Annotated in this window: 23 protein-coding genes; 16 read left to right on the top strand and 7 right to left on the bottom strand. The window is 68.9% G+C overall.

The features are described from left to right. Nucleotides 1–16: 16 nt before the first annotated feature. A complete protein-coding gene (locus ACQGNW_RS16665; protein WP_426664433.1) occupies nucleotides 17–895 on the bottom strand; it encodes an aldo/keto reductase in 879 nt (292 codons plus the stop codon). Between the two features lie 65 nt (nucleotides 896–960). Beyond that, entirely contained in the window at nucleotides 961–1,836 is an 876-nt protein-coding gene (locus ACQGNW_RS16660) for a DMT family transporter (RefSeq protein ID WP_426664431.1), read from the bottom strand. Between the two features lie 125 nt (nucleotides 1,837–1,961). Between ACQGNW_RS16660 and ACQGNW_RS16655 the strand changes: the two genes are divergently transcribed. The 3 genes from ACQGNW_RS16655 to ACQGNW_RS16645 all read left to right on the top strand — a co-directional run bounded on the left by ACQGNW_RS16655 (nucleotide 1,962) and on the right by ACQGNW_RS16645 (nucleotide 6,158). Next, on the top strand, nucleotides 1,962–3,134 hold the full coding sequence (locus ACQGNW_RS16655) for an acyl-CoA dehydrogenase family protein (protein WP_426664429.1): 1,173 nt from the start codon (nucleotides 1,962–1,964) through the stop codon (nucleotides 3,132–3,134). A gap of 210 nt (nucleotides 3,135–3,344) precedes the next feature. Beyond that, complete coding sequence (locus ACQGNW_RS16650) at nucleotides 3,345–3,851, top strand: hypothetical protein (RefSeq protein WP_426664427.1); 507 nt, start codon at nucleotides 3,345–3,347, stop codon at nucleotides 3,849–3,851. Nucleotides 3,852–3,890: 39 nt separating this feature from the next. Beyond that, nucleotides 3,891–6,158 carry a thiamine pyrophosphate-dependent enzyme gene (locus ACQGNW_RS16645; RefSeq protein WP_426664425.1) on the top strand — a complete coding sequence of 756 codons (2,268 nt, stop codon included), beginning with the start codon at nucleotides 3,891–3,893 and terminating at the stop codon, nucleotides 6,156–6,158. 43 nt (nucleotides 6,159–6,201) lie between these two features. Here the strand turns inward: ACQGNW_RS16645 and ACQGNW_RS16640 are convergent, their stop codons facing one another. Further along, complete coding sequence (locus ACQGNW_RS16640; protein WP_426664423.1) at nucleotides 6,202–6,744, bottom strand: DUF924 family protein; 543 nt, start codon at nucleotides 6,742–6,744, stop codon at nucleotides 6,202–6,204. 116 nt (nucleotides 6,745–6,860) lie between these two features. Between ACQGNW_RS16640 and ACQGNW_RS16635 the strand changes: the two genes are divergently transcribed. The 3 genes from ACQGNW_RS16635 (at nucleotide 6,861) to ACQGNW_RS16625 (ending at nucleotide 10,417) form a co-directional block, all read left to right on the top strand. Then, on the top strand, nucleotides 6,861–8,798 hold the full coding sequence (locus ACQGNW_RS16635; RefSeq protein WP_426664421.1) for a M61 family metallopeptidase: 1,938 nt from the start codon (nucleotides 6,861–6,863) through the stop codon (nucleotides 8,796–8,798). Between the two features lie 136 nt (nucleotides 8,799–8,934). Next, on the top strand, nucleotides 8,935–9,771 hold the full coding sequence (locus ACQGNW_RS16630) for a helix-turn-helix domain-containing protein (protein WP_426664419.1): 837 nt from the start codon (nucleotides 8,935–8,937) through the stop codon (nucleotides 9,769–9,771). Between the two features lie 70 nt (nucleotides 9,772–9,841). Further along, on the top strand, nucleotides 9,842–10,417 hold the full coding sequence (locus ACQGNW_RS16625; protein ID WP_426664417.1) for a DUF1579 family protein: 576 nt from the start codon (nucleotides 9,842–9,844) through the stop codon (nucleotides 10,415–10,417). 56 nt (nucleotides 10,418–10,473) lie between these two features. Here ACQGNW_RS16625 and ACQGNW_RS16620 read toward each other — a convergent pair whose 3' ends face one another. Then, complete coding sequence (locus ACQGNW_RS16620) at nucleotides 10,474–10,644, bottom strand: helix-turn-helix transcriptional regulator (RefSeq protein WP_426664786.1); 171 nt, start codon at nucleotides 10,642–10,644, stop codon at nucleotides 10,474–10,476. A 57-nt stretch (nucleotides 10,645–10,701) separates the two neighbouring features. Beyond that, the gene (locus ACQGNW_RS16615) at nucleotides 10,702–10,956 is read right to left on the bottom strand and encodes a hypothetical protein (protein ID WP_426664415.1); all 255 of its coding nucleotides are present in this window, start codon (nucleotides 10,954–10,956) and stop codon (nucleotides 10,702–10,704) included. Nucleotides 10,957–10,999: 43 nt separating this feature from the next. Between ACQGNW_RS16615 and ACQGNW_RS16610 the strand changes: the two genes are divergently transcribed. From ACQGNW_RS16610 to ACQGNW_RS16595, 4 genes are all read left to right on the top strand, one after another. Further along, entirely contained in the window at nucleotides 11,000–11,176 is a 177-nt protein-coding gene (locus ACQGNW_RS16610) for a ribbon-helix-helix domain-containing protein (protein ID WP_426664413.1), read from the top strand. Beyond that, complete coding sequence (locus ACQGNW_RS16605) at nucleotides 11,173–11,517, top strand: hypothetical protein (RefSeq protein ID WP_426664412.1); 345 nt, start codon at nucleotides 11,173–11,175, stop codon at nucleotides 11,515–11,517. Before ACQGNW_RS16610 ends, ACQGNW_RS16605 begins: the two co-directional genes overlap by 4 nt. A gap of 33 nt (nucleotides 11,518–11,550) precedes the next feature. Beyond that, the gene (locus ACQGNW_RS16600; protein WP_426664410.1) at nucleotides 11,551–12,405 is read left to right on the top strand and encodes a class I SAM-dependent methyltransferase; all 855 of its coding nucleotides are present in this window, start codon (nucleotides 11,551–11,553) and stop codon (nucleotides 12,403–12,405) included. 143 nt (nucleotides 12,406–12,548) lie between these two features. Further along, nucleotides 12,549–12,911, top strand: coding sequence for a YciI family protein (locus ACQGNW_RS16595; RefSeq protein ID WP_426664408.1), 363 nt, complete (start codon nucleotides 12,549–12,551; stop codon nucleotides 12,909–12,911). Nucleotides 12,912–12,935: 24 nt separating this feature from the next. Here the strand turns inward: ACQGNW_RS16595 and ACQGNW_RS16590 are convergent, their stop codons facing one another. Then, nucleotides 12,936–13,265 (bottom strand): ArsR/SmtB family transcription factor, encoded by a 330-nt coding sequence (locus ACQGNW_RS16590; RefSeq protein WP_426664406.1) that lies wholly within the window; start codon nucleotides 13,263–13,265, stop codon nucleotides 12,936–12,938. 7 nt (nucleotides 13,266–13,272) lie between these two features. Next, nucleotides 13,273–13,740, bottom strand: a complete 468-nt coding sequence (locus tag ACQGNW_RS16585) for an SRPBCC family protein (protein WP_426664404.1) — start codon at nucleotides 13,738–13,740, stop codon at nucleotides 13,273–13,275. 246 nt (nucleotides 13,741–13,986) lie between these two features. Between ACQGNW_RS16585 and ACQGNW_RS16580 the strand changes: the two genes are divergently transcribed. The 6 genes from ACQGNW_RS16580 to ACQGNW_RS16555 all read left to right on the top strand — a co-directional run bounded on the left by ACQGNW_RS16580 (nucleotide 13,987) and on the right by ACQGNW_RS16555 (nucleotide 19,801). Beyond that, nucleotides 13,987–15,204, top strand: a complete 1,218-nt coding sequence (locus ACQGNW_RS16580) for a multidrug effflux MFS transporter (protein WP_426664402.1) — start codon at nucleotides 13,987–13,989, stop codon at nucleotides 15,202–15,204. 88 nt (nucleotides 15,205–15,292) lie between these two features. After that, nucleotides 15,293–16,243, top strand: coding sequence for an ABC transporter ATP-binding protein (locus tag ACQGNW_RS16575; RefSeq protein ID WP_426664401.1), 951 nt, complete (start codon nucleotides 15,293–15,295; stop codon nucleotides 16,241–16,243). Beyond that, the gene (locus ACQGNW_RS16570; protein ID WP_426664399.1) at nucleotides 16,240–17,001 is read left to right on the top strand and encodes an ABC transporter permease; all 762 of its coding nucleotides are present in this window, start codon (nucleotides 16,240–16,242) and stop codon (nucleotides 16,999–17,001) included. The genes ACQGNW_RS16575 and ACQGNW_RS16570 overlap by 4 nt, the downstream gene beginning before the upstream one ends. A 100-nt stretch (nucleotides 17,002–17,101) precedes the next feature. Then, on the top strand, nucleotides 17,102–17,923 hold the full coding sequence (locus ACQGNW_RS16565) for a DUF3014 domain-containing protein (protein WP_426664397.1): 822 nt from the start codon (nucleotides 17,102–17,104) through the stop codon (nucleotides 17,921–17,923). 430 nt (nucleotides 17,924–18,353) lie between these two features. After that, nucleotides 18,354–18,947: a 2'-5' RNA ligase family protein gene (locus ACQGNW_RS16560; protein WP_426664395.1), complete on the top strand. Its 594-nt coding sequence runs from the start codon at nucleotides 18,354–18,356 to the stop codon at nucleotides 18,945–18,947. Nucleotides 18,948–19,024: 77 nt separating this feature from the next. Continuing rightward, nucleotides 19,025–19,801, top strand: coding sequence for a class I SAM-dependent methyltransferase (locus tag ACQGNW_RS16555; RefSeq protein ID WP_426664393.1), 777 nt, complete (start codon nucleotides 19,025–19,027; stop codon nucleotides 19,799–19,801). Nucleotides 19,802–19,886: the final 85 nt, after the last annotated feature.

The following is a 19,886-nucleotide window of genomic DNA, read 5'->3' as shown; positions in this document are numbered from 1 at the left end:
TCGGGTCGCGCGCGCGTCAGGGTACGGAATGCCCCTTGCTCGCCGTCCAGATCGCGTACCAGTCCTCGGCATCCAATGAAACGTCCAGCGCGGCCACCGCCTCGCGCAATCCCTCGACGCGACCCGTGCCGGTGATCGGGCAGGGCCGCGAGGGATGGCGCAACACCCAGGCAAACGCCAGGGTGCCAAGGCTGATGCCGTAGCGCTCGGCGATGCCCCGCATCTCGGCGCGCACGCGCACGGCCTGTTCGTCCTCGCCGGTGAACAGCCGGCCGCCGCCCAGCGGCGACCAGACCATCGGGCGCAGGCCGAGCTCTTGCGCCTGGTCCAGCGTGCCGTCATCCAGCGCATCCATGTGCAGGGGCGAGAGCTCGAGCTGGTTGGTGACCAGCGGATGCTGCCGGTTGAGCAGGGCGAACTGGCTGGCCGAATGGTTGGAGACGCCCCAGTGCGCCACCTTGCCTTCGCGCGTCAGCGTGCGGAAGGTCTCCGCCAGCGTGGCGGCATCCATCAGGTAGTCGGGGCGATGGATCAGCACCAGGTCCAGCCGTTCGGAGTGCAGGTTGCGCAGCGATTGCTCGACCTGCGCGCACACGTAGGCCGCCGAGGTGTCGTAGTGGTTGATCCGGTAGGGCCGGCTGGCCGCGCGCAGGCGGATACCGCACTTGGTCACCAGTTGCATGCGCTGGCGCAGCGCCGGCGCGGCCTGCAGCGCTTCGCCGAACAGCGCCTCGGCGCCGTAGTCGCCGTAGATGTCCGCGTGGTCGAAGCTGGTGATGCCGAGCTCCAGCGCCTGCTCGATCCAGCGTACGCGCTCCCGCACGGAGAGTTTCCAGTCCTTGATGCGCCACAGGCCGGCGACGACGGGGGAGAGTGCGGGCGGGCTGGCGGACATGGCGGCGGCGCGGCGGGACGGGCCGGCAGTGTGCCAACCACGCGGGCCGGCCTCAAGGCACGCGGTCACATCATCTTTACGCGCCGCCACCAGTGGGCGACCTGCTCTTCCCGCACCAGCGTGAACAGCCCGGCGCCCAGGATCAGCACGATGCCCACCACCATCGGCCAGTCCAGCCTGTCGCCGAACAGCCAGTAGCCGAAGCCGATCGCCCACAGCATCTGGCTGTACTGGGCAGGCGCCACGCGGTTCGCATGGGCGAGCCGCGTGGCGTACATCAGGAGCACGCCGGCCAGCCCGGCGAGCAGGCCGTAGCCAGCCAGGAGGCCCCATTGCGCCAGGTCGGGCCATACGAAGCGGGGCAGCATCAGCACGCCACCGGCCACCAGCGGGCCGATCGCGCCGGCGCCGTACAGGCTGATGCGCTTCTCGTCGCCGCCGGCCATGCGCAGCGCCACCACCGATCCCGCCGCGGCGACACTGCACAGGATCGCCGCCAGGTGCCCGATGCCCAGCGTGCGGAAGCCGGGGCGCAGTACCACCAGCACGCCGGCAAAGCCCACGAACACCGCGGTCCAGCGCCGCCAGCCCACGTGTTCCTTCAGCAGCAGCACCGACAGGATGGTCACGAAGATCGGCATCAGGAAGATCATCGAGAACACCTCGGCCATCGGCAGCAGGGTGAACGCGGTGACCGAGCTGATGTTGCCCACCGCGCCGGCGAGCGCGCGCACCCACCACAGCTTCGGGCGACGCGCGGCGAACACGTCGTGCCAGCGGTCGTCCTTGTCCATGAGGAAGGGCAGCGCGGCCAGACCCAGCGCGGCGCCGATGCACACCGATTCGTACGGCGGCACGCTGCCGTGCAGGGACTTCACGAAGGCGTCGCTGATGGCGTAGGCCGCAAAGCTGGCGAAGCCCAGCAGGACACCCTTGATCATGGATTTTCCGTGGCGGGAGGAGACAGGCCCGCATGATCGCATGACAAGTCTGCTGCGCCCCGCCATGACCGGCATGGGCCGCCCCGGGTAGAATCCGGGGTTTCCCTGCCTGCACTGGAACACCCATGGCTGCCGCCCGCCTGAACCCGCTCGACCTGTACGACGTCCGCTCGCTGCTCACCGACGAGGAGCGCATGGTGCAGGACACCGTCGGCCGTTTCGTCGACGAGAAGGTGCTGCCGATCATCGGCGACTGCTTCGACCAGGCGCGCTTCCCGACCGAGCTGATCCCGGAAATCGCCAGCCTCGGCCTGCTCGGCGCCACGATTCCCGAGAAGTACGGCTGCGCCGGCATGAGCGGCGTCAGCTACGGCCTGATCTGCCAGGAGCTGGAGCGCGGGGATTCGGGCCTGCGCAGTTTCGCGTCGGTGCAGAGCTCGCTGGTGATGTACCCGATCTACGCCTACGGCAGCGAAGAGCAGAAGATGGAGTACCTGCCGAAGATGGCGGCGGGCGAGGTCATCGGCTGCTTCGGCCTCACCGAGCCGCACGGCGGCTCCGATCCGGCCAACATGAAGACCCACGCGAAGAAGGACGGCGGCGACTGGGTGATCAACGGCGCCAAGATGTGGATCACCAACGGCAACCTCGCGCAGATCGCCGTGGTGTGGGCGCAGACCGAGGATGGCATCCAGGGCTTCATCGTGCCCACGGACAGCAAGGGCTTCACCGCCCAGCAGATCCACAAGAAGATGAGCCTGCGCGCCTCGGTCACCAGCGCGCTGTTCCTCGACAACGTGCGCGTGCCCGACGCGAACCGCCTGCCCAACGTGAAGGGCCTGAAGGGCCCGCTGGGCTGCCTGACCCAGGCGCGCTACGGCATCACCTGGGGGCCGATCGGCGCGGCGCAGGCCTGCCTGAAGGAAGTGATCGACTACACGGCCGAGCGCGTGCTGTTCGGCCGCCCGCTGGCCGCCAACCAGGCGATCCAGCTCAAGTTGGCCGACATGGCCCGCCGCATCACCACCGCGCAGCTGCTCTCGCTGCAGCTCGGCCGCCTCAAGGACGCCGGCGCCATGCAGCCCACCCAGGTCTCGCTGGCCAAGTGGAACAACTGCCGCATGGCAATCGACATCGCGCGCCAGTGCCGCGACATCCTCGGCGGCGCCGGCATCACCACCGAGCACGGTGCGATCCGCCACGCGCTCAACCTGGAGTCGGTGATCACCTACGAGGGCACCGAGACCGTGCACGAGCTGGTGGTGGGCCGCGAGCTGACCGGCATCAACGCGTTCTGATTTTTCTCCCTCTCCTCTCCGGGGAGAGGGCTGGGGTGAGGGGCGGGTTCGCGGCAGCCTTCGTGCGAAGCATGCTTCGATCAGGCATCGACGCAAGAGCGACCCCTCACCTCGATCCTCTCCCCAAAGGGGGAGACGACGAAACCTTGTCTTGGCCACTGACATCCGCATCGGAACCAACCGCCTGATCCCGCGCGCCCATTTCGACGCATGAGCCATATCCCGCCCGCGCTGTTCGTCGCGCTCACCGAGCTGGTGCCCGATCTGCACGTGCACTGCGTGGAGCCGTGGTGCGTGATCGGCAGTGCGGCAGCGCGCCTGCTGGGTGCCGAGGTGGACGTGGCCGACGTCGACGTGCTGGTCTCGGGCGACGATGCCGACACGCTGATGGCGCACTGGGCCGATCGCCGCGATACCAGCTACGAGCCCGCCGACAGCGGTCGCTTCCGCTCGCACTTCGCCCGCTTCCGTTTCCCCGGCCTGCCGGTGGAGGTGATGGGCGGGCTGGAATTCAACCGTGGCGAAGGCTGGCAGCGGCTGTCGCCGGGCCGCTTGGAGCTGGTCGGCCTGCAGGGCCTGGCCGTACCGGTGCCCACGCTGGATGACCAGGTCCGCATCCTCGAATCCTTCGGTCGCGACAAGGATCGCGCACGCGCCGCCGCCTTGCGCCGGCTGCGCCAGCCGCCGTCCGTGCTGCCCATCGTTTCCTCTTCCTGACGGCCGTCAGGCTGCTCCCCGAACCGACACGACATCGCCATGACCACCATGCCAGCCCCCATCGCCGCCCGCCACAAGGGCTTCAACCGCGCCGAGATCGTCGACCAGAACTTCACCGAGTTCGTCGGCGAATGGCGGGGCGAGGTGCGTACCGCGCCCCGCGGCGACGCGCCGGTGCTGCCGGGCAGCGCGCTGGATGCGCAGGGTTTCCGCGAGCTGCTGGAATCGCAGCTGATCTCGCGCCACCTGGATCTCATGGCGCGCGTGCTGCGCGTGCAGAACAAGGTGTTCTACACGATCGGTTCTTCCGGCCACGAAGGCAACGCGATGGTGGCGCGGCTGACCCGCCACACCGACCCGGCGTTCCTGCACTACCGCTCCGGTGGCTTCATGGCCGAGCGCTTCCGCAAGCTTCCGGGCATGGACCCGGTGATGGATTCGGCGCTGTCTTTCGCCGCCAGCAAGGACGACCCGGCCTCCGGCGGCCGCCACAAGGTGTGGGGCAGCAAGCCGCTCTGGGTGCTGCCGCAGACCTCGACGATCGCCTCGCACCTGCCCAAGGCGCTGGGCACGGCGATCGCCATCGACCATGCGCGACGCATAGGCCACAGCTTGCCGATTCCCGACGACTCCATCGCGATCTGTTCGTTCGGCGACGCCTCCAGCAACCACGCCACCGCGCAGACGGCCTTCAACGCAGCGGCGTGGACGGCTTACCAGAAGCTGCCCGCGCCGGTGCTGTTCGTGTGCGAGGACAACGGCATCGGCATCTCGGTGAAGACACCGACCGGCTGGGTGGCCAGCAACTTCCAGTCGCGTTCCAACCTCGACTACTTCTATGCCGACGGCCTCGACCTCGCCGAAGGCTACGCCCAGGTGCAGCGCGCGGTGGAGCACTGCCGCAGCACGCGCCGACCCACCTTCCTGCACCTCAGGACCACCCGCATCATGGGCCACGCCGGCACCGACTTCGAGATCGAGTGGCGCAGCATCGAGGAGCTGGTGGCGGTAGAGGCGGGCGATCCGCTGCTGCGTTCGGCGGCAATCGCGCTGGAGTCCGGGCTGTACTCGAAGGACGCGCTGCTCGAACTCAACGAGTCCATCCGCAGGCGCTGCTTCGCCGCCGCCGAGGAAGCCGACCGCCGTCCGAAGCTGGAGCGCCTCGACGACGTGATGGCGCCGCTCGCGCCGTACACGCCGGCCAAGGTCAAGGCCGAGGCGGAGCGCGCCGACTACGCCGACGCCCGCCTCAAGGCCTTCGGCGGCGCGGACAAGCTGCCCGAGAACCAGCCGCCGCGCCATCTGGCGATCCAGATCGGCCAGGCGCTGCACGACATCATGGCGAAGTACCCCGAGTCGCTGCTGTTCGGCGAGGACGTGGCGCAGAAGGGCGGCGTCTACACGGTCACCAAGGGCCTGCACAAGGCGTTCAGGAACACCCGTGTGTTCAACACGCTGCTGGACGAGACGATCATCCTCGGTCTGGCCCAGGGCTACGCCAACATGGGCATGCTGCCGATCCCGGAGATCCAGTACCTGGCCTACTTCCACAACGCCGGCGACCAGATCCGCGGCGAAGCGGCCAGCCTGCAGTTCTTCTCCAATGACCAGTACCGCAACCCGCTGGTCATGCGCGTGGCCTCGCTGGGCTACCAGCGAGGCTTCGGCGGCCACTTCCACAACGACAACTCGATCGCCGCGCTGCGCGACATCCCGGGTCTCGTCGTCGGCTGCCCCAGCCGTGGCGACGACGCGGCGACCATGCTGCGCACGCTCACCGCGCTGGCGAAGGTGGACGGGCGCGTGTGCGCCTTCCTCGAACCGATCGCGCTGTACATGACCAAGGACCTTTACGAGGCCGGCGACGGCGCGTGGCAGTTCGCCTATCCCGCGCCGGGCGAGGCGATGACGCTGGGCGAGGGGCGCGTCTACAACGAGAAAGCGAAGGACCTGGTGGTGTTCACCTTCGGCAACGGCGTGCCGATGGCGCTGCGCGCCGCGCGCACCATCGAGGCCGAGCTGAAGTGGAAGGTGCGCGTGGTCGACCTGCGCTGGCTGGCGCCGCTCAACGACGCCTTCATTGCCGCGCAGGCGAAGAACGCGAAGCGCATCCTGGTGCTGGACGAAGGCCGCAAGAGCGCCGGCGTGGGCGAGGGCGTGATCACCGCGATCGTCGAGGCGGGTCTCGGCGCCACGCCGCTGCAGCGCGTGGTGGGCGCCGACACCTTCACCCCGCTGGCCGGCGCCGCCTTCCTGGTGCTGCCGGGCGAGGCGGACGTGGTGGCCGCGGCGCACAAGCTGGCGTGATGCCCCGTGCAGGAGCGCACCGGGTGCGCTCCTGCGGCCGCTCTCAGCCGGCAAAGCCGCCCTCATCCAGGAACGCCCGTTCCGCGGCCGTGCTGTCGCGGCCGAGCACGGCGTTGCGATGCGGGAAGCGCCCGAAGCGGGCGATCACGTCGTGGTGGATGCGCGCGTACCTGGCGTAATCGCCCAGCCCCTCGCACAAGGCCACGGCGCGATCCTGGTCGGCCAGCGCCTCGCTGTGCTCGAACGGCAGGTAGAAGAACACGCGCAGCGCCGGGTCGATGGCATGGTCATGGCCCCGTTCCACGGCGGCACGCGCGAAGGCCAGCGCCAGCGGATCGGTGGCGAACATATGCGCGGTGCCGCGGAAGGCGTTGCGCGGGAACTGGTCGAGCAGGATCAGCAGCGCCAGCGCACCCTCGGTCCCATCCAGCCAGCGGTCGAGCTCGCGTCGCGCGGCGGCCATGTGCGCGTCGAGGAAGCGCGCGCTGAAGTCGCGGTCGAATGCCGCGTCCTTGTCGAACCACTTGTCGGGGCCGGCGTCGCGCCAGAAGCGGACGACGTCCTGCGGCTGGTGGCCTGGGGTCATGGCGGGCTCCTCGATGGTGGCGGTCTTCCATCGTCGCACAGTGCCAGTCGTCACCCCCGCACCGGCCGCCGCTGGTGCTAAGTTGGGGGAATTCCCAACCGTCCGCAGGTGCCGCCATGTCTTCCGCTTCGTCCGCGCGTCCGCAGAACACCTATGGCCGCGTCGCCCTCGCCGTGTCGCTGGCGCTCGCCGCCGGCGCCGCTTCCGCCCAGGTGTCGCGCAGCAAGCAGGTGCCGGTGCCGCAGGACACGCCGTACCCCGGCACCATCGCCATCCATGTCGACGCCAGCGACACCCGGCAGGGGATCTTCCGCGTGCACGAGACCATTCCGGTCGAAGCCGGCAAGCTGACCCTGCTGTATCCGGAGTGGATCCCGGGCAACCACTCGCCCAGCGGCCCGATCGCGATGCTGGCGGGGCTGAAGCTCAGCGCGAACGGCAAGCCGGTCGCGTGGAAGCGCGACAAGTACGACGTGTACGCGTTCCACCTCGACGTGCCCGCGGGCGCCAGCAGCCTCGATGCGGAGTTCCAGTACCTCTCGCCGCGCGACGGCGGCTACGAGATGACCGACCGCATGCTGATGCTGGAGTGGGACAAGGTGTCGCTGTACCCGGCCGGCCACTACACCCGCGACATCCGCTTCGCGCCCAGCGTGACGCTGCCGCAGGGCTGGCAGTTCGGCAGCGCGCTGGAGACCGCCGCGCAGTCCGGCAGCAGCACCACCTTCAAGCCGGTGACCTACAACACGCTGGTCGACTCGCCGATGTACGCGGGCCGCTACTTCAAGCGCGTGGACCTGAATCCAGGCGGCAAGGCGCCGGTGCACCTGGACGTGGTGGCCGACGCGCCGAAATACCTGGAGATGACCCCCGAACAGCTGAAGGAACATCGCGCGCTGGTGAGCCAGGCGGTGAAGCTGTTCGGCTCGCACCACTACGACCACTACGACTTCCTGTTCTCGCTGTCCAACCAGCTCGCCGGCAACGGCCTGGAGCACCACCAGTCCAGCGAGGACGGCATGGGCGCGGACTACTTCACCGCCTGGGCCGACGATGCGCCGAACCGCGACCTGCTGGCACACGAATACGTGCATTCGTGGAACGGCAAGTTCCGCCGTCCGGCCGACCTGTGGACGCCGAACTTCAACGTGCCGATGGGCGATTCGCTGCTGTGGGTGTACGAAGGCCAGACGCAGTACTGGGGCTTCGTGCTCACCGCGCGCGCCGGCCTGTGGACGCCGCAGCAGTTCCGCGACGCGCTGGCGATGACGGCAGCCAACTACGACCGCAACCGGCCCGGCCTGCAGTGGCGCTCGCTGGAGGACACCACCAACGACGCCACCGCCGCGCATCGCTCCGGGCTGCCGTACCGCAGCTGGCAGATGAGCGAGGACTACTACTCCGGCGGCCAGATGCTGTGGCTGGCGGCGGACGCCAAGCTGCGCGAGCTCACGCACGGCAGGAAATCGCTGGACGATTTCGCGCGGGCCTTCTTCGGCGTGGACGACGGCAGCTTCGTGACGAAGACCTACACCTTCGACGACGTGGTCGCCGCGCTGAACGGCGTGGCCAGCTACGACTGGGCCAGCTTCCTGCGCGCCCGCGCCGACGCGCTGGATCCGCCGCTGCTGGACGGCCTCGCCGCCGCGGGCTGGAAGCTGGTCTACACCGACCAGCCCAGCGCCTACGAGAAGCAGTACGACAGCCGCCCCGAATCCCCGCGCCACCTCTACAACTTCGCCTGGTCGATCGGCCTGACCCTCACCAAGCGGGGCGAGGTCAATGACGTGCGCTGGGGCGGCCCCGCGTTCAAGGCCGGCGTCAGTACCGGCGCCACCGTGGTGGCGGTGAACGGGCAGGCCTATTCGGGCGACGCGCTGAAGGAAGCGATTGCCGCGGCGAAGGGCGGCAACGCGCCGATCCAGCTGCTGCTGAAGTTCCAGGGCAAGCTGCAGACCGTGCCAGTGGACTACCACGGCGGCCTGCAGTACCCGCACCTGGAGCGCATTGCCGGCACGCCGGATTACCTCGACCAGATCATTGCCGCGCGCTAGGGCGCCTGACTCCCTCTCCCCATGCGGGAGAGACCTGGGTGAGGCGCGCCTGCGGCGGCCTCGCCCGGGAAGCCTCGTCGCGAGTCCCATTCCCCACCTCGATCCTCTCCTGAAGGGGAGGGCAGGAAACGCCGGCATGGTCGCCATCCCTCCACGCTCGAATCCCCCGTCGCCGTCCCTCGGCCAGCTGCTGCGCGAATGGCGCACGCTGCGCAGGCAGAGCCAGCTCGACCTGGCGCTGGCGGCGGAGATGTCCACCCGCCACCTCAGCTGCATCGAGACCGGCAAGGCCCGGCCCAGCCGCGAGGCGCTGGGCCGCATTGCGGCCACGCTCGACATGCCGCTGCGCGCGCGCAATGCCCTGCTGCTCGCCGCAGGCTATGCGCCGGAGTACGCCGAGCGCGACTGGGCGGCGCCCGCGCTGGAACGCATGCGCCACGCGGTGGAGTTGATCCTGGCGCATCAGGAGCCGTACCCGGCGTTCGTGCTCGACCGCGAGTGGAACGTGCTGATGGCCAACGGTGCCGCGGCGCGCGTGAACCGGCTGCTGATGGATGGGCGCGAAAGCCGCCATGCCAACCTGCTGCACCAGGTGTTCGACCCGGAGGATTTCCGCCCGGCGATCGCCAACTGGTCCGCGGTGGCGGAGAAATTCCTGCATCACCTTCACGCGCAGCTTGCCGCCGCGCCCACCGATCCCGTGCCGCGCCGGCTGCTGGCGGAAATCGCGCGCTACCCGGACGTGCCCGCGCTCGGCAGCCCGCACGACGGCGAGGCACCCGCGCCCGTGCTCACGCTGGAATTCCGCAGCCATGCCGGCGGGCTGCGCTTCTTCGAGACCATCACCACGTTCTCGATGCCGCATGACGTGACGCTGCAGGAACTGCGCATCGAGTGCGCGTTCCCGGCGGACGCGCACACGGCGGCGGTGTGTGCCCGCCTGGCGCGGGAGGACGCCGCGGCGGCGGCATGACCTGCGAGGTCATGGACGGCGGCGCCGGCCTTCGCGCACGCTGGCGCCACCCCCACCGCAGGAATACCCCATGCGCCAGCGTCGCCTGTCCCGTCGCCTGTCCGTCGCCGTTGCCCTGGTCGTTTCCGGCCTGCCGTTGTGCGCGGCTGCCGCGGCCCCGGAATCCGCCGCGGCGGCAAGCGCCGCGCCCGACGCGCCCGCGCATCGCCTCGACTGGCTGGAAGGGCGCTGGAGCGTGCGCCAGTCCTTCTGGACCGACCCGGCCAAGGCGCCGGCCATCGACACGGGCACGGCCGTGTTCACTCCCGTGCTGGAGGGGCGCCACCTGCGGCAGGAGCTGCGGATCGACTCCGCGAAACCTTTCCGCGGACTGGGTTACCTCGGCTACGACGAGGCGGCTGGCCGTTACGACAGCCTGTGGATGGACGTCAACTTCGGCGGCCTGGTGCTGGCCCACGGCGGCTGCGATGCCAGCGGGCATGCCTGCACCTTCCGCGGCGCGATGTCCGCCAGGCAGGGTGCCACGGTGCCGGTGCGCGAAGTGATGGAGGTCGCCGACGCCGACCATTTCAGCTATGCGTACTACGAGCGACGCGACGGACGCGAGGCGCTCACGGTCAAGCTGGACTACACCAGGATCAAGTGAGGCGCGATGGCATGCCGCCCCGTGCCCCGGCGAGGCTGGCAAGGAGAAAGATGACGCTACGGGTCGTGGTCGGGACTGGCGGTGCGGCTGGAGTTCCAATGGAACCCCTTGCCCAGCCGCTTGCCGAACCCGTCGGCGATGCGGAAAGCCACCTCCAGCGACGACGGATGGCGCCCCTGCTCGATGGCGGCGATGGTCTGGCGCGCGAGGCCCACGCGCCGGCCCAGCTCGGCCCCTGGGTCATGTCCTGCGCCAGGAATGCGGAGCCAAGCGCACCTCGTGGGTCAGCGCTTCAATGGGCATGGCTTGGCGTCCTGCGGCAGCCCATCAAGATCGGCACGTAACGCACCGTCTCGGCCAGCACGATGGCGAGCAGGGCAGTGTTGGCAGTCGTTCACCCGGTGTCGCTGAAGGGCATCACCACGCCGGTCACGATCAAGCCGGTCAGCATCACGAAGTAGGCGGTGCGGGTGGCGCACGTCGATGGCGTGATCGCGCTCGTCCAGCAGCAGCGGCTCGCCGCGTTCCTGCCGTTTCATCACATGCTTGACCTAATTGCTATTTTGCTAGCAAAATAGCCCTATGGGCGAGGAAGACGTCAAGCAGTTCAACGTGTACCTGCCGGTCAGCCTGATCCGGCAGGTCAAGCACCATGCCATCGAGGCCGAGTTGTCGCTGTCGGCGCTGGTTGCCGCGGCACTGCGCGCCTACCTCGATGCACCCCGCCAACCGCCACCCGTACCGGAGGACCGAGCATGAGCACCCAGGGAATCGAGGCCGTCTACCTGACCACCCACAACTGGGGAAAGGCAGCGAAGTTCTTCCAGTCGCTGGGTTATGCGCTGGAGTTCGAGACCGACCACCACTCCGGCCAGCTGCGCAACGGCAGCGGGCCGTACCTGTTCATCGCCGAGGTGCCCGCCGACCAGCTGCCGCAGATGCAGGCCGTGCTGAAGCTGGCCGACGAACAGGCGTTCCGGCCCGGACCGAACCTCGCGCTGGTCGAGCCCTTTGCCGATACCCACTGGGGTACCCGCGAAGCCACCGTTCGTGATCCCGATGGCCGCCTGTGGCGGCTGCAGGCGCCGGCCAGGGGCTGATCGCCTGCCCGGCAGTGCGCAAGGAGCATGCCCATGACGGAACGCGACACCACGCCCGACAGCACCGCCGTCCGTGTGGCCCTGTGGCGGGCGCTGCACGTGCAGGCCGATCCGCTGCCGCATGTGCTGGAAGACGAGTTCGGCCTGCGCCTGGCCGCCCCCGGGGCGGACTGGCGCAAGCGCCCGGACATGGATCTGCAGTTCACGCGGGCGTTCCGAGCCGGCATCGTCGCCCGCGCCCGCTTCGTGGAGGATCTGGTGGCGGAACAGGTTGGCCGTGGCGTCGACCAGTACGTGATCCTCGGTGCCGGACTGGACAGTTTCGCCCAGCGCCGGCCGGAGTTGGCCGCGCGCCTGACGCTGTTCGAGATCGACCAGCCTGGCACGCAGGCGTGGAAGCGCCGCCGTCTTGCGGAACTCGGGCAGGGCGAACCCGGCTGGCTGCGTTTCGTGCCGGTCGATTTCGAGGCGGGCGAACGCTGGCCGGAACGGCTGGCGGCGGCCGGCTTCGATGCCGCGCGTCCCGCGCTGGTTGCCTGCACGGGCGTCAGCATGTATCTCAGCCACGAGGCCCTCGCCGACACCTTGCGCCAGATCGCGGCGTTCGCGCCGGGCTCGATGCTGGCGATGACCTTCATCGTGCCGCCGGAATGCGCCGAACCGGACGAGCGCCCCGGCTTCGAGGCGGCGCTGCGTGGCGCGCGCGCCAGCGGCACGCCTTTCCTCAGCCTGCTCGCGCCGCCGCAGATGCTGGCGCTGGCGTGCGGGGCCGGCTTCCGCCATGCGGAGGTCGTACCGGCAGCCGAACTGGCGCAGCGCTATTTCGCCGGTCGCGACGATGGCCTGCGGCCCGGTAGCGCGGAACCTTTCCTGCTGGCAACGACCTGAAGCGTTTTCCCGCCCCACGGGCATTCCGGCGGCGACGACGGACCTCGCCGGCCGCTGCCTGCTTGTCGATTTGCCGACACGCCGTTCGTCGCCTAGCCGAATGCCGCGGGTTGCGCGGCATGACCCACCACGGGAGAGGGCAGATGCGATTCCTTTCGATGATCCGGATCAACGAGCGCGCCGGCCAGGAGCCCAGCGCAAAACTGATGGAAGACATGGGCAGGCTGATGGCCGAAATGACCACGGCCGGTTCGCTGCTGGATACCGCGGGACTGCGGCCCACCGCCGAAGGCAAGCGGGTGCGCCTGTCGCGCGGCACGCAGACGGTGACCGATGGCCCGTTCACCGAGGCGAAGGAAGTGATCGGCGGCTACGCGATGCTGCAGGCCGCCTCGATGGATGAGGCACTGGCGCTGACTCGCCGCTTCCTGGACGTGCACGGCGACGAATGGGAGATCGAGTGCGAGCTGCGCCAGGTGATGGAAGACTGCAGCGAAGCGGCATGAGAAGCTGTCTGCAGTCTCCGTGGCTCAACCTTCGACGAAGCGTTTCAGGCGCGCCAGCGCCTGGTCCCATTGCGCCGCGATCGCGTCCAGCGCGCGGCGTGCTTCGTCGATGCGCGACGGCTCCAGTTCCCAGCGCCGCTCGCGGCCCTGCCAGGCGTCGCGCACCAGCCCGGCGTCGGCGAGCACCTGCAGGTGCTTGGTGACGGCCTGGCGGGTGACCGCAGTGCCTGCGGTGAGCTGGGTGATCGACAGTGCGCCGCTGGCGCACAGCGCGGCGACCAGGCGCAGCCGCGTCGGGTCGCCCAGCGCGGCGAACACCGGCGCGGATTTCTGCCAGGCGGTCTTCTTCGCCATGTCGCGCTCAGTGCCCAGCCAGGTACTTTTCGATGTTTTCCATCTGCGCATCCCAACCGCCGCTGTTCATGCGGTACGCCTCGGCGCGGCGGGCCAGCGGGATGCGGTCGAAGCCGGATTCGACCAGACGCAGCAGGGTGCCGCCGGCGGCCTCTTCCAGCGCGAATTCCACCAGCGTGGTCGGCTCGGCCGAGTAATCGACGGCGGGATCGACCGCGTAGGGATGCCAGCGGTACGCGAACAGGCGCTCGGGTTCGATGCGCTCCACCTGCATCTCGCACACCAGATGCTCGTAGCCGGGATAGGTGATTCGGCCGCGGGTGGTCTCGCCGACGACGAAACGCTGGCCTTTCAGGTCCACGCCAAACCAGTCGCCGAAGGCCTCGGCGTCGGCCAGCGCGCGCCAGACTTTTGCGCGCGGCGCCTGCAGGTGGATCTGCCGCTCGATGCGGTCGGTGCTGTTGCTGGCATTCATCGGGTGGCCTCCGCGGGGCTATTTGGCAATCTTACGGTTGCATGTTATGTCATGTGCGGTGAAATGCAACAATATGGTTGCATCAATGGATGTGGCAGGCTCGTCTACAGGCGTCAGGAATGTTTGCGCCGGACGGGTTGATTTCAGAACCAATTGGTTTAGTATCACCCGCCCCGGCCAGGCGCGCGTGCCTGCGCGCCGTCCGCGGGGCGAGTCGCTCCGTCCCGTCTTCATCGAGGTTTCGCCATGACGTCCCGCCTGTTCGGAGCGGCGCTGGTGCTCGGCCTGCTCTCGGCCATCGGCCCGTTCGCCATCGACATGTACCTGCCTGCGCTGCCCAGCATCCAGCGCAGCCTGCATACCGACGTGGACGCGGCGCAGATGAGCCTGATGGCGTTCTTCGCGGCCATCGCGGCGGGGCAGGTGATCTACGGGCCGGTGTCGGACATGCTGGGCCGCAAGCCGCCGATCTATTTCGGCCTGTGCCTGTTCGCGCTGGCCAGCATCGGCTGCGCGCTGGCACCGGACATCCACACCCTGATCGCCGCCCGTTTCGTGCAGGGACTGGGCGCCTGCGCGGGCATGGTGATTCCGCGCGCCATCGTGCGCGACCTGCATACCGGCGTGGAGGCGGCGAAACTGATGGCGCTGCTGATGCTGGTGTTCAGCGTGTCGCCGATCCTGGCGCCGCTGACCGGCAGCCTGGTGGTGCGCCTGTCGGACTGGCGCGGCATCTTCTGGATCGTGACCGGTGCGGCCTTGCTTGGCCTGCTGCTTGCGGCCTTCGTGTTGCAGGAGACGCGCACGAAGGCAAAGCGGGTGGAGAGCAGCCTGCGCTCGGCGCTGGCGGCGTACCGCACGCTGCTGAAGGATCCGGAGTTCCTGGGCCTGGTGTTCGTCTGCGCATTCGGCGTGTCCAGCTTCTTCATCTACCTGGCCAATTCCTCGTTCGTGCTGATCGGGCATTACGGGCTCACGCCGACCCAGTACGGCCTTGCGTTTTCGGTGAACGCGGTGTCCTTCATCGGCGCGGCGCAGTTCACCGGGCGGCTGGGCGGGCGCTTCGGTCTGCGCCGGGTGGTGCGCACCGCGGTAGCCGGTTACATGGCGACCATGCTGCTGTTGCTGGCGTTGACCGCCGCGGGCCTCGACCGGCTGGGCCTGCTGATGGCGCTGCTGTTCGTGGGCTACGGTTTCCTGGGGCTGGTGACGCCGACCACTGCGGTGCTGGCGCTGGATCGGCATGGCCCGATCGCGGGCACGGCCTCGGCGCTGATGGGCACGCTGCAATTCGTCACCGGCGCGGGCCTGATCGCGGTGGTGGGGCGCTTCCTCGACGGCACCGCCCTGCCGATGGTGGGCGGCATCGCCGGTTGCGCGGTGGTCGCCTTCCTGCTGGCGCGGTTGACGCTGCGCCGGGATGGCGAGCCTACCGTGGGCGGCGTGGTGGCGGAGCAGGCTTGATGCTTGCCTGTCATCCCGGCGCAGGCCGGAATGGAACGCAGCGAAACCGGCAACCGAGGCAGTTCACCCGTCGAAATCGGAGACACGCATGAACGCAGCGGCACAGGCGACGCACGACGACATCCTCGTCGTGCGGGGACTGGACAAGGTGTACCCGGGCGGCTTCCAGGCGCTCAAGCACATCGATCTCGACATCCGGCGCGGCGAGATCTTCGCGCTGCTCGGCCCCAACGGCGCGGGCAAGACCACGCTGATCAGCATCATCTGCGGCATCGTCAACCTCGGCGCCGGCAGCGTCACGGTGGACGGCCACGACATCGTGCGCGACTGGCGCGCCACCCGCTCGCTGATCGGGCTGGTGCCGCAGGAGCTGAAGACCGACGCGTTCGAGACGGTGTGGAACACGGTGCGCTTCAGCCGCGGCCTGTTCGGCAAGGCGCCGGACGACGTCTACATCGAGCGGCTGCTGAAGGAACTGTCGCTGTGGGACAAGCGCGACAACAAGATGCTGATGCTCTCCGGCGGCATGAAGCGGCGCGTGATGATCGCCAAGGCGCTGTCGCACGAGCCGCAGCTGCTGTTCCTCGACGAGCCTACCGCGGGAGTGGACGTGGAGCTGCGCCGCGACATGTGGGCGATGGTGCGGCGGCTGCGCGAGAGCGGCGTCACCATCCTGCTCACCACGCACTACATCGAGGAGGCCGAGGAGATGGCCGACCGCGTGGGCGTGATCAACAAGGGCGAACTGGTCGTGGTGGAGGAGAAGGCCGCGCTGATGCACAAGCTCGGCCGCAAGCAGCTGCGGCTGCAACTGCACGATCCGCTGGACGAGGTGCCGGCGGTGCTGGCGTCGTACCGGCTGGAACTGGCCGCCGGCGGCAACGAGCTGGTCTACACCTACGACACGCAGGGCGAGCATACCGGCATCACCGCGCTGCTGGCCGGACTGGCCGCGGCCGGCATCCGCTTCCGCGACCTCAGCACGCGACAGGACACGCTGGAGCAGATCTTCCTGCAACTGGTGAGGGAAAACGCATGAACTGGTACGGCATCCGCGCGATCTACCGCTTCGAAATGGCCCGCACCGGGCGCACCCTGATGCAGAGCATCGCCTCGCCGGTGGTGTCCACCTCGCTGTACTTCGTGGTGTTCGGCTCGGCCATCGGCTCCCGCATCACCAGCGTGGAAGGGGTCAGCTACGGGGCCTTCATCATCCCCGGACTGGTGATGCTGTCGCTGTTGATGCAGAGCGTGTCCAACGCCTCGTTCGGCATCTACTTCCCCAAGTTCGTGGGCACCATCTACGAGGTGCACTCGGCGCCGCTGTCGTTCCTGGAGATCGTGCTCGGCTACGTGGGCGCGGCCGCCACCAAGGCGGTGATCGTGGGGGCGATCATCATGGCCACGGCGCGCCTGTTCGTGGACTACTCCATCGCGCATCCGCTGGTGATGCTGGCCTTCCTGCTGCTCACCACGGTCACTTTCAGCCTGCTCGGCTTCATCATCGGCATCTGGGCGGACAACTTCGAGAAACTGCAGGTGGTGCCGCTGATGGTGATCACGCCGCTGACCTTCCTCGGCGGCAGCTTCTACTCCGTCCACATGCTGCCGCCGTTCTGGCAGAAGGTGACGCTGTTCAATCCGGTGGTCTACCTGGTCTCGGGTTTCCGCTGGAGCTTCTACGACCTGGCCGACGTCGGCGTGGGCGTCAGCCTTGCCGCCACGCTGGTTTTCCTCGTACTGTGCTTGGCCGCGGTATGGTGGATCTTCAGGACCGGTTACCGGCTGAAAGTGTGAGGACGCGGGTGCTGAACGATTCCGTCCCGCGCGAGTCGAATCTTCATCGAGACAATCGGCACGGAGGTGGACGGTGACGTACCGGCGCAAAGCAGGTGGCATGGGTTGGGCCCTGGCGGTGATCGCGGTGGCCGTCATCGCCGCGGCGGCCGTCTACGTGGGGTGGCGTGCCACCCGGCCGAACGCAGGCAGCCAGCCGGCGCCGGCGTCCACCGCAACCGTTGCCCCGGGCGCCACGGCGCCCGTCCCGGCAGCCAGCATCCGGCATCCGATCGCAGGGGCCGATGTACCGGCTTCCGCCTCCACCGCGCCGCTGCCCGCGCTGGACGACAGCGACGCCAGCGTGCGTTCGGCGCTGTACGCGCTGGGTGGCGACCAGCTCAAAGGCCTGTTGTTGCCGCAGCAGGTGGTGGGACGCATCGTGGCCACCGTCGACGCGTTGCCGCGGCACACGCTGGGCAGCAGTTTCATCCTGCCGCTGCAGACGCCGCGCGGCGCGTTCCGTGCCAGCGAAACCCAGGGCATCCTAGTTGCCGACCCACACAACGCCGAGCGCTACGCGCCGTACATGGCCGTCGTGCAGCACGCCGATCCGCAGGCGCTGGTGGCGTGGTACGTGCACGGCTATCCGCTGTTCCAGCAGGCCTATCGCGAGCTGGGCTACCCCAGGGGCTATTTCAACGACCGGCTGGTCGCGGCGATCGACGACATGCTCGCCGCGCCGGAGCCGGCACAGCCGCCTGCGCTGCAGCTGGAGAACGGGCGCTACCGCTACGTCGACCCCGCGCTGGAATCGCGTTCGGTGGGGCAGAAACTGATGCTGCGGCTTGGCCTGGCCAACGAGGCCGCACTCAAGGCGAAGCTGCGCACGATCCGCGACCTGCTGACGGCACGACCGCCGGCGGCCGCGTCGGGGCACTGACGCATCGGGTGCCGTCGAAAGCGTCGAGGCTTCAGTCCGCTGCGCAAAGCTGCGCGCGCCGCGCATCCTCGTCGGCGCGGCGCGAGTGGGTTTCCGACAGCCACGACACCAGTGTGGGCGCTTCCATCGGGGGGCGCTTCGGAGTCGGTACCCCGGGAGTCTTTCCGGCGAGCATCCCTGCGACCCTCAGTACTCCGCGTTCCACCGCGGAGCGGGTCAGCGGCATATGCATGCTTCACCCCTCGGCCACCCCTGCGTGGCCGTCGCGCACTCTACCTGCATTCACTTCGCTTGCACAATTGCCGTTCGCTGACTGTGCGCGGCATCGCATGTTGCGTCGCAATAACCCGTGGCGATTTCATGCTGCCGGCCCGCGGCGGAAACTGCGCCACAGGCAGGTGGAACCGGGATTCCATGTGACGAGCACTCGATGAACAAACCGCACGTACTGCAGCATGACCTGTTCGGAGACGGGAACGCGCCTTCTGCGAGCGTCCATCGGCTGTTCCTGGCGCTGCTGCCGGACGAGTGCGTGCGCGCCGCGCTGGCACGGACGGCAGCCGCCCTGCGCGCGCGGCAGGGGCCGCCCGCCGGCTGGATCGATCCGCTGCGCTATCACGCCACCGTGCATTTCCTTGGCGATCACCCGTCGCCGCGCCCCGACCTGGTTGCGGCGGTGGAGCGCGCTGGTGACGTGTTGCGCGGCGAGGCTTTCGACTGGACTCTGGACCGCGTACGCAGCTTCCATGGTCGTCGTCCGCCGCGGGTACTGTGTGGCAGCGTGCTGCCCGAGCCGTTGCAGGCGCTGTGGGGGCGCTGGCGCGAAGCGCTGTTGCGTACGGTGCCGGGGCTGCGGCTGGAGAGCCGCTTCGTGCCGCATGTCACGCTGGCCTATGGCCGCGAACTGCTGCCGGAGACGGAGGTCGAGCCGGTGCGTTGGCGGGTGAGCGGGGTGGCGCTGGTCCAGAGCGTGGTGGGCCGGCATGATTACCGCACGCTGGCGGGCTGGCCGCTGCACGACTGATGCGCCACAAGTCATGGCCGCGCTGCGCGCGGATCGGCGCACAATGCACCTTCCCCCGCTGGAAAACGGAGTTCGTCATGCGTTCGACCGTTCTTGCCGCGCTGCTTGCGCTTTCCCTCCCGGTTGCCGTGCCCGCCATGGCTGCCGCACCGTCCCACGGCAGCCAGGCCGTACCCGCCTATGTCACCGCCGCGATCAACGATCCCGCGCGCGCCGCCGACCGGCATGACGATGCGCGCCGCCAGATGGCCGCGGTGATGAGCTTTGCCGAGGTGAAACCGGGCGGGAAGGTGCTGGAACTGGTCCCCGACAGCGGCTACTGGACGCGCGTGTTCAGTGCCATCGTGGGGCCGCAGGGTCACGTCTACACCGTGTGGCCGGACGAGATGGCGAAATACTCGGCCAAGAGCTACGCGAACTGGCAGCGGCTGGTCACCACGCCGCATTACGAGAACGTCAGCCTGCTCAAGCAGCCCGCCGCCCGGCTCAGCGTGCCGGTCAAGGTCGACCTGGTGTTCACCGCGCAGAACTACCACGACTACCACGATCCGTTCATGGGGCCGGTGGACATGGCGAAGTTCGACCGGCAGGTCTACGACGCGCTCAAGCCCGGCGGGCTGTTCGTGGTGATCGACCACGTTGCGCCGGCCGGCTCGGGCCTCGCCGACACCGACACCCTGCATCGCATCGATCCCGCGGTGGTGAGGAAGGAGGTGGAGGCTGCCGGTTTCGTGTTCGACGGCGAGAGCGATGCGCTGCGCAATCCGGCCGACCCGCATACCATCGCGGTGTTCGACAAGTCGATACGCGGCCACACCGACCAGTTCATCTACCGCTTCCGCAAGCCGAAGTAAGCGGCGGCTGCGTGCCGTGGATGGCGCGCCTGTGGCCGGTCACCGAGGAGATCGGCCGGTGGAGCGAAGCCGGCCCGCGGCCGGG

This window comes from Rhodanobacter aciditrophus (genome assembly GCF_050026795.1).
Taxonomy (GTDB): Bacteria; Pseudomonadota; Gammaproteobacteria; order Xanthomonadales; family Rhodanobacteraceae; genus Rhodanobacter_A.
This window is presented reverse-complemented; position numbering and strand designations above follow the sequence as displayed.